Here is a 15414-nt window from a genome sequence, read left to right as displayed (position 1 = left end):
TCGATGTACCTTCGAAATGAACAAGACGTCCACATCTGGAGGATTCTCATGACCACTCCCGCCACTCGCGTCGCGATCGTCACCGGCGGATCCGGCGGCATCGGCCGTGCCGTCGCCGAGCGCCTGGGCGCCGAGCACTTCGACGTCGTCGTCCACTACAGCGGCAACGCCGACAAGGCACGCCAGACCGCAGGAGCGGTCTCGGCCGCCGGCGGACGCGCCCTCACCGTCAAGGCCGACGTCGCCGACGAGTCCGAGGTCGCCGCTCTGTTCGACGCGGCCGTCGCCGAGTTCGGCGGTGTCGACGTCGTCGTCCACACGGCCGGCATCATGCCCCTGGGCCCCATCGCGGAGATGGACCTCGCAGACTTCGACCAGGTCCAGCGCACCAACGTCCGCGGGACGTTCGTCGTCGACCAGGCCGCGGCCCGCACGATCCGCGACGGCGGGTCGATCGTCAACTTCTCGACCTCGGTGACCCGTCTGCAGCAGCCTGGCTACGGGGCGTATGCCGCATCCAAGGGCGCGGTCGAGGCGCTCACCCTGATCCTGGCGCGGGAGCTGCGCGGGCGTGACGTGACGGTCAACGCCGTTGCCCCCGGCCCCACGGCCACGCCCCTGTTCCTCGACGGCAAGCCCCAGGAGGTCGTCGACCACCTCGCGTCGCTCGCGCCTCTGGAACGCCTGGGAACCCCTGACGACATCGCCCAGTCAGTGCTGAGCCTCGTCGACGCCCGCTGGATCAACGGTCAGGTCGTCTACGTCAACGGCGGCATCGCCTGATCCCCGCAGCGCCGACGCGGACAGGAACGACGACGACGGCCAAGAAGATCGCCTTCCCCGCGATCACCGGCCTCCCGAACCTCGTCACCCACTGAACCGGCCCGCTACCCCGGCGGCAGGGTGCACACCCTCGGAGCGCTGCGGGCTCGCCGTCCCGCGCGGCTACGATCACCGAGAGCCGCGAGCAGCCCGACGATCCACCCGCCTCGGGGGCCAACTTCAGGAGTGCGTCACCACCATGACAAGAACACCGCCAGAACGACCTGGGCGCGGGCGCCGCCCAGCCGCAGAGGTCCGGAGAGGGATCCTCGCCGTGACCGCCGAGACTCTCCTCACCGACGGTGTCGCCGGCGTGACGTTCGACAAGATCGCAGCGGCCGCACCGGCGAGCAAGGCCACGCTCTACAAGTGGTGGCCCTCCCCAGGAGCCCTCGCCGCAGAGGCGTACTTCACGCACGTCGAGGAAGAGCTGCACTTCGACGACACCGGCAACATCGAGAGGGACCTGCGCAACCAGCTCCACGCCCACGTCTCCCTCTTGGCCCGACCCGACGTAGGGCCAGTGATCGCCACGCTCATCGGCGCCGCCCAGGACGACCCAGAGCTTGCCGAGGCCTGGTCACGCAACTACTCCAGCATCCGACGGCGGACCGCGGTCGAGCGTCTCCAGAGGGCCAAGGACCAGGGACAGATCCACCAGGACGTCGACCTCCAGGTCGTGGTCGACCAGCTGTGGGGCGCCTGCTACCACCGTCTCCTCATTCCCGACGAGCCGCTCTCGATCGAGTTCGCCGACTCCCTGATCGACAACATCGGCCGCGGCATCCTGGTCTAGCCGCAAGCGCCTGAGAGGTTCTGCTGCTCGAACAGCCTCAAGCGTCCGGGGGCGGCGACGCCGGTGCGGTGCAGATCGACCAGGGGCGTCCCAGGGCCTGCCGAGGGGTCGGCCGACGCGGGAGTCTCCCCTCTCACCGCCCCCCGCGACGGTTCCTCGGCGCGTCCCGACGCCGGACTGGACTTCCTGTGGGTCTTGGCTATGGTGGCCGGTTCACCTGCAGGCTGGAAGGAGGTGAGCCACATGGCCAAGAACGACAAGAAGCAGCCGTCGCTTTCCCTGAAGGACAAGCGCGCACAGAAGCGCGAGAAGGCAGCCGAGACCACCGCGAAGGTCCGCAAGCGATAGACCCCGCGCAGCGGGCGGGTCGTCGTCACGTGCATGGGCGGCGACCCGCCTCCGCAGCACCTCCCCAGAATTCCCGTGAGGGATTCAGGTGCCCGGGCGTACCATCGACGGAGAGCTGAGCCGTGGGACGAGCCCCGGCCACCGATCTTGGAGCGCATCTTTCATGCAGCGAGGAAGCGGGGCGGCCGCCCTGGCCTGCTCGGGCGCGGGCCGGACGCCCGCCCAGCACGCCTGACGCCCTACGGCGCCACCCACCGGTGAACCCTCGAGGTTCACCGGACGATCGGCGTACCTCGGCGGGTCCCCTCCCCGGTGAGTCCTCGTGACCGCCGGCGGACCCCGACCCTGCCGTCCCCCGCTCCCGCCCGACCTGTCGGTCCTGGGCGACCACGGGCGAGACGGTCCCTCCTGCACGAGAGCCGTAGAACCATGAACCCCCTGACCGAGAAGCAGATCCGCGCGTCCTTCGTGAACGCCTCGCGCCGCGAGTCCTCGCAGCTCACCCTCCCGTCCGACCTCGCGGACCTCCGCTGGGACCGTCTCGACTACCTGGGTTGGGTCGACCGCAAGGCGCCGCTGCGCGCCTACGTCGTCCTGCCCGTCGACGACACGCTGGTCGGGCTCGCGCTGCGTGCCCCCGAGGGCACGGCGTCGCGCCGCCGCGCGGTGTGCGCGTGGTGCGAGGACGTCATCGCGACCGACGACGTGTCCCTGTACGTCGTGCGCCGGGCCGGTGCGGCCGGGCGCAACGGCGACACGATCGGCACCCTGATCTGCACGACGTTCGAGTGCTCGAAGAACGTCCGTCGCAAGCCGACCGTCGTCGAGGCCGGCCAGGACCCCGCGGGCCTGGTCGAGCGTCGCATCGAGGGTCTGCGGGAGCGGTCCGCAAAGTTCGCGCGCGAGGTCCTGCGCGAGGTCTGACCCGATCGCGCGCCGCGGAGCGCGCGGCGCGCAGCGGTGCCGGACGCCCCGGCACCGCTGCGGTCGCCGAGCACCGGGAGCGAGCCGTCAGGCCGACCGGGCGTCGGGTGCGGTGCGCTCCAGCAGGTCCACGGCGCTGTCGACGTCCGTCACGACGACGTTGACCAGACCGCACGCCAGAGCGGTGAACAGCGCGTCGCGCTTCTCCTGGCCCCCCGCCATCGCGACCCGGACGTCGATGGCGCGCAGCTCGTCGAGCGTCAGGCTCACGACACGCTCGTCGACCTCGCCGCGGACGGTGTTGCCGTCGGCGTCGAAGAAGCGCGCCGAGACGTCGCCGACGGCCCCGAGGTCGCGCAGCGCCTCGAACTCGCTCTCGGTGATCCATCTCCGGAGGGCCTGCGCGGCGCGCTGGTTGCCACCGACCCCGACGACCAGGACGTCGGCGGCGGCCGCGGCCTCGAGCACCGCCCTCGTGTCGGGGTCCTCGCGGACGGCAGCGGCGGCGTCGGGACCGGCCGCGATGAGCGGGGCAGGCAGATGGAACGGGGTACCGCCGGTGACGTGCGCGAGCGAGGTGACGAGCTCGTGGGGGTCGGCGCCGTTGGCCCGTCCGGCCCGGCTGCCGGCGAGCGGGAGGATCTCGAGCTCGGGCAGCTCGAGCGGCCGGAGCTGCGCGATGCTCGCGGCGACGGAGCGGCTGAGGCCGACGGCGACGCGGCGGGCGCGCGGCAGCACCGCACCGAGGGCGTCGGCACCCGAGAGCGCGAGCGAGGCGGCGGCGCGGGCGTCGTCGGCTCCGCCGGACGGGCTGACCCATGCGCTCTGGAGCCCGAAACGCTCGACGAGGGCTTCCTCCAGGTCGGCGAACGGCCGTTCGTCGCTGTGCACCGTGATCTCGACGATCCCGCGGCGCCGAGCGTCGGCGAGCATGCGTGTGACCTTGATCCTGGACACGTCGAGCATCGACGCGATCTCGGCGTGCGTGAGCCCGTGCTCGTAGTAGAGGCGCGCGACGCGTCCAACCATCTGGTGATCATCCGTTCGCATGCATGAACCTCCGTTCGCGAGGGGTCTTCAGGCTATCTCACCTGCGACGACACCCGTCGCTCCGTACGTCTCGGCGGCCCTGCCGAGCCGACCGGCCTTGACACGACGCACGGTTGGCCCACAATAGGTGAACCACCGTTCGTCTGCATGAACAAATGTACATGACTCAAGGAGGAGTCGCATGTCCAGTGTCGAAGCACCAGCCGGCGGAGCGTTCGCCCGCTTCCTCACCTCACAAGGGATCTCCCGACCGCTCGCCTGGGGGTTCGTCGCCCTCATGCTCTTCATGGTCGGCGACGGGATCGAGCTCAGCTTCCTGTCCAACTACCTGACCGACGGCGGGTTCAGCGCAGGGCAGGTCGCAGGCCTGTTCAGCGCCTACGGCATCGTCGTCGCCGTCTCCGCCTGGCTCGCCGGAGCCCTCGCCGAAGCCTGGGGGCCCCGCCGCGTCATGCTGCTCGGGGCAGTCGTCTGGATCGTCTTCGAGGTCGTCTTCCTCGCCTTCGGCGTCATGCCCGGCAACTACCCCGTGATGGTCTTCGCGTACGCCGTCCGCGCGATCGGCTACCCGTTCTTCGCCTATGGCTTCCTCGTCTGGGTCACCATGGAGACCCCCAACGCCGTCATGGGCAAGGCCGTCGGCTGGTACTGGTTCTTCAACGCGATGGGCCTCGGCGTCATCAGCGGGTACTTCGTCGCAGGCGCCATCGAACCCCTGGGGTCGCTCGGGACCCTCTGGTCCGCGCTCGCCTTCGTCGTCGTCGCCACCGTGATGGTCGCTCTGCTCGTCCGCTCCCGCGCCGGAACCCACAAGATCAGCCGCGAGGAGACGGTCAAGGGCCTCGTCCGGAGCATCACGATCATGCGGGACCGTCCGAAGGTCGCGGTGGGCGGCGCCGTCCGCCTCATCAACACCATCTCCTACTACTCGTTCGCCGTGTTCCTCGGCGTCTACATGGTCGGCACCGTCGGCTTCTCCCAGGCGCAGTGGTCCTCGATCTGGGGAACCATGCTGCTCGCCAACGTGGCCGCCAACCTCGTCTCCGGATACGCCTCGGACAAGTTCGGCCGCATCAACGTCATCGCCTGGGGCGGCGGTCTCGCGACCGCGATCACGGTGCTCGGCTTCTACTACGTGCCGCAGGGCCTGGGGGCCAACTTCCCGGTGATCATGGCGCTCGGCATCGTCTACGGGCTGGCGCTCGGCATGTACGTGCCGTTGTCCGCGGTGGTCCCGCTCCTCGCGCCCCAGAACAAGGCTGCCGCCGTCGCGGTCCTCAACCTCGGTGCGGGGCTGTCGAACTTCGTCGGGCCCGCGGTCGCCGCCCTCGTGGTCCCGCTGGGCGTCGCCCCCGTCGTGTGGATCCTCGCGGGCTTCTACGTCGTCGGCCTGTTCCTGACGTTCCTGCTGCGCGAACCTGGGGTCGAGGCGGCGGACCACGACCCCGGGGCCTCCGACACGGCCACCCCGGGCGACGACGCCCGGACCACCACCCCGCCGCCCGCGCCGACCGAGGTCGACCACACGGTCGTGGGTCGTTGAGTCCACGCCGCGGCCACCGAAGGGAAGATGATCTGGCATGACTCGTACGCCTGCCGTCCTCGGCATCGACGCAGGGACCACCTCCGTCAAGTCAGTCGTCCTCTCGCTCGACGGGGAGGTGCTGGGAGCGTCGCGGTCCACCGTCCGCATCCGTCGCCCCCTCCCCGACCGGGCCGAGCAGGACATGGACGAGGTCTGGTCTGCCGTCGCCGCCACGATCTCCGCCGCGTGCGACGAGGCGGGGGACGTCGAGCTGATCGGCGCAGCCGTGACCGGGCAGGGTGACGGCGCGTGGCTCGTCGACGAGGACGGCAGGCCCGTCGGTCCAGCTCTGCTCTGGCTCGACGGACGCGCCGCACCTCGCGTCGCCGAGTGGGGACGCGACGGCCGCGGCGCGCTCGTCCGGGAGGTCACGGGGTCGGCGCTGTTCCCAGGTGCCCTGCCCGTCCTCCTCGAAGAGCTGGAGGAGAACGACCCCGGGCTCGTGCGCTCGGCCGCGACCCACCTCAACTGCAAGGACTGGATCCGCTTCCGGCTCACCGGTCGGCGTGCGACCGACCCGTCGGAGGCCTCGCGCACGTACCTGGACGTCGCGCAGGGCACGTACTCGCACAGGCTGCTGACCGGGCTCGGCCATGAGCGGTTCGAGCGCCTGCTCCCGCCGCTGCTCCCCCCGGGAACCGTCGCCGGACACGTCACCGCGGATGCCGCGCGGGAGACGGGGCTGCCGGTCGGCCTGCCCGTCGCCACGGGCATGGTCGACACCCCCGCCGGTGGCGTCGGGCTCGGGGTCGTCGACCCAGGGCAGGTCTACGCGATCCTCGGCACCACGGCGTTCGTGGGCGCCGTCCAGGAGGGCCCGCGCGCTCCGGCCGACCTGCCGGTCATCACCGTCTCGCTCGGCGAGTCGGACCACGTGGTCGAGTGCCTCGCCCCCATGAACGGGACCCCGAACCTCGACTGGGCCAGGCAGGTCACCGGGCTCGACGCGCTCGAGTGGGAGGAGGTCGCACGGATCGTGCGTGCCGAGCCCGCAGGCGCGGGCGGCGTCCTCTACCTGCCCTACGCCGGGGTCAGCGGAGAACGTGCCCCGTTCGTCGACACCGACGCGTCGGCCGCGTGGCTCAACCTCTCGGTCAGCACGACGCCCGGCCAGCTCCTTCGCGCGGTCTACGAGGGGATCGCGCTCTCGTTGCGGGAGTGCATGGACCTCCTCGGCGTCGGCGAGGGCGCCACCGTGCGCCTGTGCGGCGGCGGCGCCCAGTCCTCTCTCGTGTGCGAGATCGTGGCCGACGTCACGGGTCGGCCCGTCGAGCGCTCCACCTTCGCCGAGCTGGGCGTGCGAGGCGTGGCCGCTCTCGTGCTCGTCGCGACCGGTCGCGCCCCGGACCTGCGTGCCGCGACCGAACGGCTGGGCACCGACACGCACCGGTTCGAGCCGGACCCTCGTCTCCGCGCGCTGCACGACGCGCAGGCCACGGTGTTCACCGCGGTCCGCGATGCGAACCGTCACCACTGGGCCTCGCTGCGCGACCTGCGCAAGGCCTCCCACCAGACCGACCAGGAGGCGACCCGGCGGGCACGGCCCGCGCACACGGTCGTCGCCCGCCCGCCGTCGGGCACCTCCCGCACGACGACGCACCACGACAAGGAGCTCCCATGACCGCCCCGACCACCCCTCGCCTGCTCGTGACGGCGCCCTTCGACACCGCCCGTGCCGAGTCGCTCGGCGAGCACTTCGCGGTCGACGTCGTCCAGCCGTCGCTCGACGGCGGCTCGCTCGCCGAGCGCGGCATCGACGACCTGCTCGCGACCGCGACAGTGATCGTCACCGAGCTCGACGTCGTCGACGCGGCGACGCTCGACCGGGCACCCGAGCTGCGGGCCGTCGTCTCGTGCCGCGCCAACCCGGTCAACGTCGACGTCGCCGCGTGCACGGAACGTGGAATCGCCGTCCTCACCACGCCCGCGCGCAACGCCGAGGTCACGGCAGACCTCGCGTTCACCCTGATCCTCATGACCGTCCGGCACGCGGGCGAGGCCGAGCGCTGGCTGCGCAGCGGCGCGTGGACGCCCGACGACGTGTTCGAGCCGTACTCCCGCTTCCGAGGCATCCAGCTCGCCGGTCGGACCCTCGGCATCCTCGGTGGCGGGGCGATCGGCCGTCGCGTCCTGCGCCGCGCCCGCGCGTTCGGCATGGACGTCCTCGTCTACGACCCGTTCCTCGCCGCGGACGCGTTCGGCGACGAGGCGACGGTCACCACGCTCGACGAGGTGCTGTCACGGTCCGACGTGGTGACGGTCCACGTGCCGCTCGCCGAGAGCACGATCGGGCTCCTCGGAGACCGCGAGCTGCGCCTCATGCGCCCCGACGCGTTTCTCGTCAACGCGGGCCGCGCGGCGGTCGTCGAGGAGGACGCGCTCGTCGCCGCGCTGCAGGAGGGGCGCCTCGCGGGCGCGGGTCTCGACGTCTTCTGGACCGAGCCGGTCCCGGCGGACCACCCCCTCCTGGCGCTCGACAACGTGACGCTCACGCCCCACATCGGGGGCGCGTCCGACGACGTCGTCGCCGAGCACTCGCGCATCGCCGCCGACGGCCTGCTCACGTGGCTCGAGGGCGGGCGCCCCGCGACGATCGCCAACCCCGACGTGCTCGCCGCCTCGGCCCGCGCCTGACCCCCCTGCACCCGCGTCGGGCACGCAGGGCCCGGCGCACGACGGAAGGAACCACCATGACCACGCTCGACGACCTCGTCCAGGAGCTGTGCGACGTCGGCCACGACGCCGTCGACAAGGGCCTCGTCCTTGCCAGCGGAGGAAACCTGTCCGCGCGCCTCCCGGGGGGTGACGTGTTCGCCGTGACGGGTTCGGGGACGTTCCTCGACCGGCTCACCCCTGCCGACTTCACCATCATGACGCTCGACGGCGAGATCGTCGGCGGCTCACCCCGGCCGTCGTCGGAGTGGAAGCTGCACCAGCGCACCTACCAGGCGCGCCCCGACGCGGGCTCCGTGATCCACGTCCATCCGCAGTACGCGGTGCTGCTCGACGCGCTGGGGCACGAGATCCGCCTCTTCACGCTCGACCACGCGTACTACGTGAAGTCGGTCGGCCGCACCCCCTACTTCCCGAACGGCTCGGACGAGCTCGCCGAGAGCGCGGCGGCCGAGGCCGCGGCGCACGACTGCGTGATCCAGGGCTTCCACGGCTGCTCGGCCGTCGGCCCCGACATCGCCATGGCCTACCGCCGCGCCCTCAACCTCGAGCAGGCCGCCGAGGCGACGTTCCGCGCGCTGCAGCTCGGCGACACCACGACGTCCTTCCCGCAGGAGCACTGGGCGACGCTGCACCACGCGTGACCCGCACAACCCCACCCACCCAGGAGACCGCATGACGCTCGCACAGACCCGCACGACCCCCGACACCCACACCGTGGACGACTTCACCGCCCCCTTCGCGGCCCGAGCCGTGGTCTGGGCCGGCCCCGGCAAGGGCCTGAGCATCGAGGACGTCGTGCTCGACCCGCCCGGGCCGGGCGAGGTGGCAGTACGGATGCTCGCGAGCGGCGTGTGCCACTCGGACCTGCACATCCTCGACGACGACTGGGAGCTGCCGAGCCCGCTCGTCATGGGCCACGAGGGGGCCGGCGTCGTCGTCGCGGTCGGCTCGGGCGTCGGTCGGCACCCGCAGGACCCGCGCGTGGGGGACCACGTGGTCCTGGCCTGGACCGCACCGTGCGGCCGCTGCGCCCGGTGCGCCGGTGGTGACGGGCACCTGTGCGCGACGCCCGTCGGAGGCGACCACCGCACCTCCCCGGACCAGGTCCGGGTCCGCCGCGCCGCCGGCACGCCGCTCGGTATCCACTGCGGGATCGGGACCATGGCGACGTACCAGGTCGTGGCGGCCGAGGCAGCGGTCCGCGTCGACCCCCGGTTGCCCGCGACCCAGGCGTCGCTCGTCGGGTGCGCCATCACCACAGGCGTCGGCGCGGCGCTGTGGACCGCCCGCGTCGAGGCCGGGGACGAGGTCGTCGTGATCGGGCTCGGCGGGGTCGGCCTCTCCGCCGTCATGGGCGCAGCGCTCGCCGGGGCGTCACGCGTGATCGGCGTCGACCGCGAGCAGTCGAAGCTCGACCTCGCCCTCCAGGTCGGCGCCACGCACGGGGTCCTGGCGACCGACGACGCCCTGACGACCGCCGCCGTCCGAGAGCTGTGCGACGACGGCCCGGACCACGTGATCGAGGCCATCGGCCTGCCGTCCACGATCGAGCTCGCGACACGCCTCGTCCGGCCGGGAGGCACGACCACGCTCGTCGGCCTGACCCGGACCGGCGCGACCGCGGCGCTCGACACCTACCGGTTCGTCTTCTCGGGATCGCGCATCGTGGCCTCGAACTACGGTTCGGCCGTCCCGTCCACGGCGTTCCCCCGCCTCGTGCGCCACGCGATCGAGGGGCAGCTGCCCATCGACGCGATCGTGAGCCAGGAGATCGCGCTCGACGACGTCGAGGCGGCGTTCGACGCGATGCGCCGCCGCGAGGGCGCACGCCAGGTGATCGTCTTCGACTGACTGCCTCACCGTGCCCTGTCGGAGCGCACGCACCGGCAGGGCACGGCTACGCTCCACGTCATGCTGAGCCTCGAGAACGCCACCTACCTCGTGCACGACCTGGACGACGCCATCGCCTTCTTCACGGACGCGCTCGGCTTCACGCTGCGTCAGGACGAGACGTTCGAGGGCGGGTGGCGGCGCGTCGTCGTGAGCCCGGGAGCCGACGAGGCCCCGGTAACGGGGCTCGTCCTCGCCCTCGCGACGTGCGACGACGCGCGCGCCCGCGTGGGCCGACCGGTGGGCGACGAGGTGGCCTTCTTCCTGCGCACGGACGACTTCGCGGCCCAGCACGCCTACATGCTCGCGCACGGCGTGACGTTCCGGGAGGAGCCACGGCACGAGGCCTACGGCACGGTCGCGGTCTTCGAGGACCTGTACGGCATGCCGTGGGACCTGATCCAGCCGCCGAGCGCCTGAGACCCGGGCGCGCCGACCTGCAGCGGCCCGTGGTCCGCTGCGGAGGCGCGGGCACGGCAGTAGCGTCGGACGCGTGAGCACCCCACCGCGCCTTCGCCCGTTCTCGCAGGTCGACGTCTTCACGACGACCCCCTACCGGGGCAACCCGGTCGCGGTGGTGCGCGACGCCGTCGGGCTGGGGGCCGAGCAGATGGCCGCGTTCGCACGCTGGACCAACCTCTCCGAGACCACGTTCCTCCTCCCGCCCTCCCCCGAGGGTGCGGCCGCCGGGGCCGACTACCGCCTGCGCATCTTCACCCCCGCGGGCGAGCTGCCGTTCGCGGGGCACCCGACGCTCGGCTCGTGCCACGCGTGGCTCGCCGCGGGTGGCACGCCGCGGATCGCGGGCACCGTGGTCCAGGAGTGCGGGATCGGCCTGGTCCCGCTGCGCCGCTCCCCCACGACGGACCTGACCGACCTGCCCGACGACGCCACGTCCTCCCCGGGCGGTCGGCTCGCCTTCGCGGCCCCCGACCTCCTCGCGGACGAGCCCGTCGACCTCTCGACCCTCACGGCGATCACGCGCGCGCTCGGGCTCGAGGCTCGCGACGTCGTCGACCACCGGTTCCTCGACAACGGGCCGGGCTGGCGCGTGCTCCTGCTCGGCTCGGCCGAGAAGGTCCTGGCCCTCGACCCCGACTTCACGGGGCTGGGCGACCTGGCGATCGGCGTCGTCGGGCCGTACACCGCGCTCGGGGACGGGAGGTACGACGGCCCCGACGGCGCAGCGGTCGAGGTGCGCGGGTACGCGCTCGACATGGGCATCCCCGAGGACCCCGTGACGGGCAGCCTCAACGCGGTCGTCGCGCAGTGGCTCCAGCCCGACGGCCTGCTGCCCGCCGAGTACGTCGCGAGCCAGGGCACGGCGCTCGGGCGGGCCGGGCGCGTCCACGTGCGCCGCGCCGTCGGCGACGACGGTCGCGCGGACACCGTGTGGGTCGGCGGCGACGCCGTGACCTGCATCGACGGCACCGTGCTCCTCTGACCCGCGCGCAGTACGGGGCTCGGCGCGGCCCCGCCGCCGGACCGGCGCGTCCCGCCCAGAGAAACACGGTGAGAACGCGCCCAGTCGCGGCATAGAGTTCGCTGAATGTCAGGAAACCTTGCAGTCGATCGCGCCCGCTGGTCGTTGATGGCGCTCTTCGCGCTCTTCGGCATCGTGGGCACGAGCTGGATGACGCGACTGCCCTCGATCCGCGAGGCGCTCGGGGTCTCCTCGGCACAGCTCGGACTGATCCTCATCGTCGGCGCGGTCGGCGCGCTGTTCGCCGTCATGTCCACGGGCGCGGTCGTCGCCCGGTTCGGGAGCCGCCGGACCCTCACCGCGGCCACGGTCGTCAACCTCGTCGCGCTGCTGCTCGTCGCGTGGGGCACGGCGACCGGGAGCGTCGGCATCTTCGCGGTCGGCGCGTTCACCAACGGCATCAGCGGCGCCCTGATGAACGTCCCGATCAACCTCAACGGGGCCATGGTCGAGCAGCGCGTCGGCCGCGCGATCCTCCCCCACTTCCACGCGGCCTTCTCGATCGGCGCGGGCGCGGGGGCGCTCGTCGGGGCCGCGTTCTCCGCGGCGCAGATCCACATCGCGGTCCAGCTCGCGATCATCACGACCCTCGTCGCGATCGCCCGCGCCTTCCTCATCGGACCGGCGACCGTGTTCGCACCCGAGCGGCAGGCCGCGACCGGTGCGGACGACCGCCCGGCCGTCGCGGCGCCGTCGGCCCGCGGGACGAGCGACGCGACCGACGAGGCGGCCACAGAGGTGGCCGACGCTCCGGCCGGCTCTGCGGCGGAACCCGCTGCGGCGCACGGCGTCACGGACGAGACGACCCCGCACCCGACCAGGCGTCGCGGCGCGGGGCTGCGCAACGCCCTGTCCGCGTGGCGCGAGCCGCGCACCCTGCTCATCGGCCTGGTCCTGCTCGCCGCCTCCCTGTCCGAGGGGTCGGCCGGCAACTGGCTCTCGATCTCGATGGTCGACGGCTTCGCCGTGCGCGAGGCCGTCGGTGCCATGGCCTACGGCACGTTCGTCGCCGCGATGACCGTCTTCCGGTTCGCCGGGACGGGACTCATCGACCGGTTCGGCCGCGTCACGATCCTGCGGGCGTCCGGGCTGTCCGCTCTCGTCGGGCTGCTCCTGTTCGGCCTGGCGCCCGGGCTGCCGCTCGCCTGGTTCGGCATCGTGCTGTGGGGCTGCGGGGCCGCCCTCGCCAACCCGATCGCGATCGCCGCCGCGTCGGACGACCCGCTGCGGGCCCCGGGGCGCGTGTCGGTCGTGACGTCCTTCATCTCGTTCGGCCAGCTCACCGCACCGCCGCTCCTCGGCCTGCTCGCGGACTCGATCGGTGGGAGGCACGCCCTGCTCACCATCACGGTCGCCACCGTCCTGAGCATCGCGCTCGCAGGCTGGGTCAAGCCGCTGCCGCTGCCGAGCAGGACCTTGGTGGCCGACCGGGTGTGACCTTCGTCCCCCGGCTCGGGACGTCGTCGAACACGTGCCCGAAATGGCGTGATCGCGCCGTTCCCGGCCGGGTTCCCTTGGTATCTTGGGACGTCATCGTGAAAGAGGTCCGCCAGCATGATCCGCATCGGCGTAGTCGACGACGAGTCCGCCAGCAGAGACGTCGTGCTCGGTCACCTCGACCGTTTCCAGGTCGAGAACCGGGTGACGTTCGACGTCCGTACCTTCAGCGACGGGCGTGAGCTCGTCACGGGCTACCGCCCCGACTTCGACATCCTCTTCCTCGACGTCCAGATGAACGACCTCGACGGCCTCGACACCGCACGGCAGATCCGCACGCTCGACTCCCGGGTCGTCATCGTCTTCGTCACGAACATGGCGCAGTACGCGATCCACGGCTACGAGGTCGACGCCCTGAGCTATCTCCTCAAGCCCGTCCCCTGGTTCGCGTTCTCCCAGGAGCTGCGCCGCAGCATCGACCGTGTCCGGCGCAGCGGCACGGACTCGCTCATGCTGACCGTGAACGGCGCGGTCGCCCGGGTCGACCTCCTCGACGTCGTCTACATCGAGAGCATCAAGCACCGGGTCGTCGTCCACGCCGTCGACCGGACCTACGCGTTCACCGGCACCCTCAAGGCCTTCGAGACCGACCTCGCCGACAAGGGGTTCTTCCGCAGCAACAGCTGCTACCTCGTCAACATGCGCCACGTCCTGGCGGTCGACCAGAGCACGTGCGTCATGCTCGGCGGTGACGAGCTCCAGATCAGCCGACCGCGCAAGCGCGCCTTCCTCGACGCGCTCGCCGACCACGTCGGCGGACGCGTCGCGTGATCCAGGACGTCCTCTCCGCCGCCGTCGCGGAGGTCCCCACCGACATCCCCCGTGGGATCACGGCCTTCGCGGAGTGGTCCGCGTGCCTCGTGTACATCCTGCTGCTGCGCAAGAGGTTCACGCCGCCCGTCCTCGCCCTCCTGCTCGGGCTGGGGCTCGGGCTCCTGTGGGCCGTCCAGTCCTTCGCGGGCGAGCTGCCGATCCCCCTGTGGACGTTCGGCATGGCCATGGCGGTCGCCGCGATGTACAGCGTGGTCGTGCTCTGCGCCGACGTCTCGACGAGAGAGGCCGGGTACTTCACGGCTCGTGCTTTCGTGCTCGCCGAGCTCGTCGCGTCGCTCCACTGGCAGCTCTACAGCTACGCCGTCGACCAGGGGTTCACGGGCGTCGGGGTCCAGGCGGGTCTGCTGGTCCTGGTGTACGGCGCGGCCTTCACCGCGGCCTACTTCATCGAGCGACGACACTTCCCGCCCGACCAGCAGCTCGAGGTCGACCGGCGCGGCCTGCTGAGCGCGGCCTCGATCGCCGCCGTCACGTTCCTCATGAGCAACGTGAGCTTCGTGAGCTCGAACACCCCGTTCAGCGCGCAGTTCGGTCCCGAGATCTTCTACATCCGCACGCTCGTGGACCTCGCCGGGTACGTCGCTCTCTACGCCCAGCAGGGGCAGCGGCTCGAGCTCCAGCGCGCGGTCGAGGTCGAGGCGATGAACCGGATGCTGCGCTCGCAGCACGAGCAGTACCTGCAGTCCAAGCGGAACATCGACATCGTCCACCGCAAGTACCACGACCTCAAGCACTTCGTCACCGCGATCCGGACCGAGAGCGACCCGGCGGCCAAGGCGACGTATCTCGACCAGCTCGAGGAGAGCATCCAGGGATACGGCTCCCAGGTCGAGACGGGAAACCCCGTGCTCGACACGATCCTCACGTCGAAGACCGCCCAGTGCGCAGAGCTCGGGATCACCCTGACGTGCGTGGTCGACGGCGCAGCCCTGTCGTTCATGGACGCCATGGGCCTGAGCGCGCTCTTCGGCAACGCGCTCGACAACGCGATCGAGAGCACCGCGGCCCTGCCGGACCCGGAGAACCGGCTCGTGCGCGTCGCGGTCTACACGCAGAGCTCGCTCGTCATGGTCCGCTTCGAGAACTACCACGTGGGCGACCTCGACTTCGACGACGGGATCCCGCGGACCACCAAGCGCGACGCCCTCAACCACGGGTACGGCCTGCGGAACATGCGTCAGGTCGTCGAGGGCTACGGAGGGTCGCTCACGGTGCGCACCGAGTCCGACTGGTTCGTGGTGCGGGCCCTGATCCCGGTCCCCGAGGGACGCAGGTCCCGACCCCAGAGGCGACGGCTGGAGCTCCTGGGACCGCCGGACCCGTCGGGACACTGAGGCCGCCGGGGACCGCCGAGGTAGAACGTGCTGCGCGAGGTAGGTCGCGGTGCGCACTACCTCGGCACACGACGTTCTACCTCGTGCCTACCAGGCTCAGTTGAAGCCGATGACGCGTTGTGCGGCTTTGTAGGCCAGGACGGAGAGTTGGCGTCCGGGTCTGCCGGGGAGGTTG

Annotated in this window: 14 protein-coding genes; 13 read left to right on the top strand and 1 reads right to left on the bottom strand. The window is 71.7% G+C overall.

What is annotated here, in order from left to right; all coding sequences use genetic code 11:
• Nucleotides 1-48 precede the first annotated feature (48 nt).
• The 3 genes from H9652_RS15370 (at nt 49) to H9652_RS15360 (ending at nt 2890) form a co-directional block, all read left to right on the top strand.
• The gene (locus tag H9652_RS15370; RefSeq protein WP_191797030.1) at nt 49-783 is read left to right on the top strand and encodes an SDR family oxidoreductase; all 735 of its coding nucleotides are present in this window, start codon (nt 49-51) and stop codon (nt 781-783) included.
• A 313-nt stretch (nt 784-1096) separates the two neighbouring features.
• Nucleotides 1097-1618 carry a TetR-like C-terminal domain-containing protein gene (locus tag H9652_RS15365; protein WP_318244200.1) on the top strand — a complete coding sequence of 174 codons (522 nt, stop codon included), beginning with the start codon at nt 1097-1099 and terminating at the stop codon, nt 1616-1618.
• 777 nt (nt 1619-2395) lie between these two features.
• Nucleotides 2396-2890: an FBP domain-containing protein gene (locus H9652_RS15360; protein WP_191790757.1), complete on the top strand. Its 495-nt coding sequence runs from the start codon at nt 2396-2398 to the stop codon at nt 2888-2890.
• 87 nt (nt 2891-2977) lie between these two features.
• On the opposite strand, the gene H9652_RS15355 is transcribed toward H9652_RS15360, so the two are convergent.
• Nucleotides 2978-3919 (bottom strand): sugar-binding transcriptional regulator, encoded by a 942-nt coding sequence (locus tag H9652_RS15355; protein ID WP_191797026.1) that lies wholly within the window; start codon nt 3917-3919, stop codon nt 2978-2980.
• Nucleotides 3920-4121: 202 nt separating this feature from the next.
• Here H9652_RS15355 and H9652_RS15350 point away from each other — a divergent pair, with 202 nt between their 5' ends.
• From H9652_RS15350 to H9652_RS20365, 10 genes are all read left to right on the top strand, one after another.
• Entirely contained in the window at nt 4122-5483 is a 1362-nt protein-coding gene (locus H9652_RS15350) for an MFS transporter (protein WP_191797024.1), read from the top strand.
• Between the two features lie 37 nt (nt 5484-5520).
• Nucleotides 5521-7146 (top strand): FGGY family carbohydrate kinase, encoded by a 1626-nt coding sequence (locus H9652_RS15345; RefSeq protein WP_191797022.1) that lies wholly within the window; start codon nt 5521-5523, stop codon nt 7144-7146.
• Complete coding sequence (locus H9652_RS15340; RefSeq protein ID WP_191797020.1) at nt 7143-8159, top strand: NAD(P)-dependent oxidoreductase; 1017 nt, start codon at nt 7143-7145, stop codon at nt 8157-8159. The genes H9652_RS15345 and H9652_RS15340 overlap by 4 nt, the downstream gene beginning before the upstream one ends.
• A gap of 56 nt (nt 8160-8215) precedes the next feature.
• Entirely contained in the window at nt 8216-8842 is a 627-nt protein-coding gene (locus H9652_RS15335; protein ID WP_191797018.1) for a class II aldolase/adducin family protein, read from the top strand.
• A gap of 31 nt (nt 8843-8873) precedes the next feature.
• Nucleotides 8874-10052 (top strand): zinc-binding dehydrogenase, encoded by a 1179-nt coding sequence (locus H9652_RS15330; RefSeq protein WP_191797017.1) that lies wholly within the window; start codon nt 8874-8876, stop codon nt 10050-10052.
• 60 nt (nt 10053-10112) lie between these two features.
• Complete coding sequence (locus H9652_RS15325) at nt 10113-10511, top strand: VOC family protein (RefSeq protein WP_191797015.1); 399 nt, start codon at nt 10113-10115, stop codon at nt 10509-10511.
• 73 nt (nt 10512-10584) lie between these two features.
• Nucleotides 10585-11535 (top strand): PhzF family phenazine biosynthesis protein, encoded by a 951-nt coding sequence (locus tag H9652_RS15320; RefSeq protein WP_191797014.1) that lies wholly within the window; start codon nt 10585-10587, stop codon nt 11533-11535.
• Between the two features lie 105 nt (nt 11536-11640).
• Entirely contained in the window at nt 11641-13011 is a 1371-nt protein-coding gene (locus H9652_RS15315; protein WP_191797013.1) for an MFS transporter, read from the top strand.
• A 117-nt stretch (nt 13012-13128) separates the two neighbouring features.
• Nucleotides 13129-13842: a LytR/AlgR family response regulator transcription factor gene (locus H9652_RS15310; RefSeq protein ID WP_191797012.1), complete on the top strand. Its 714-nt coding sequence runs from the start codon at nt 13129-13131 to the stop codon at nt 13840-13842.
• Nucleotides 13839-15239 (top strand): sensor histidine kinase, encoded by a 1401-nt coding sequence (locus H9652_RS20365; RefSeq protein WP_191797011.1) that lies wholly within the window; start codon nt 13839-13841, stop codon nt 15237-15239. Before H9652_RS15310 ends, H9652_RS20365 begins: the two co-directional genes overlap by 4 nt.
• Nucleotides 15240-15414: the final 175 nt, after the last annotated feature.

Origin of the sequence: Oerskovia rustica, from assembly GCF_014836555.1 — a bacterium.
Classification (GTDB): Bacteria; Actinomycetota; Actinomycetes; order Actinomycetales; family Cellulomonadaceae; genus Oerskovia; species Oerskovia rustica.
This window is presented reverse-complemented; position numbering and strand designations above follow the sequence as displayed.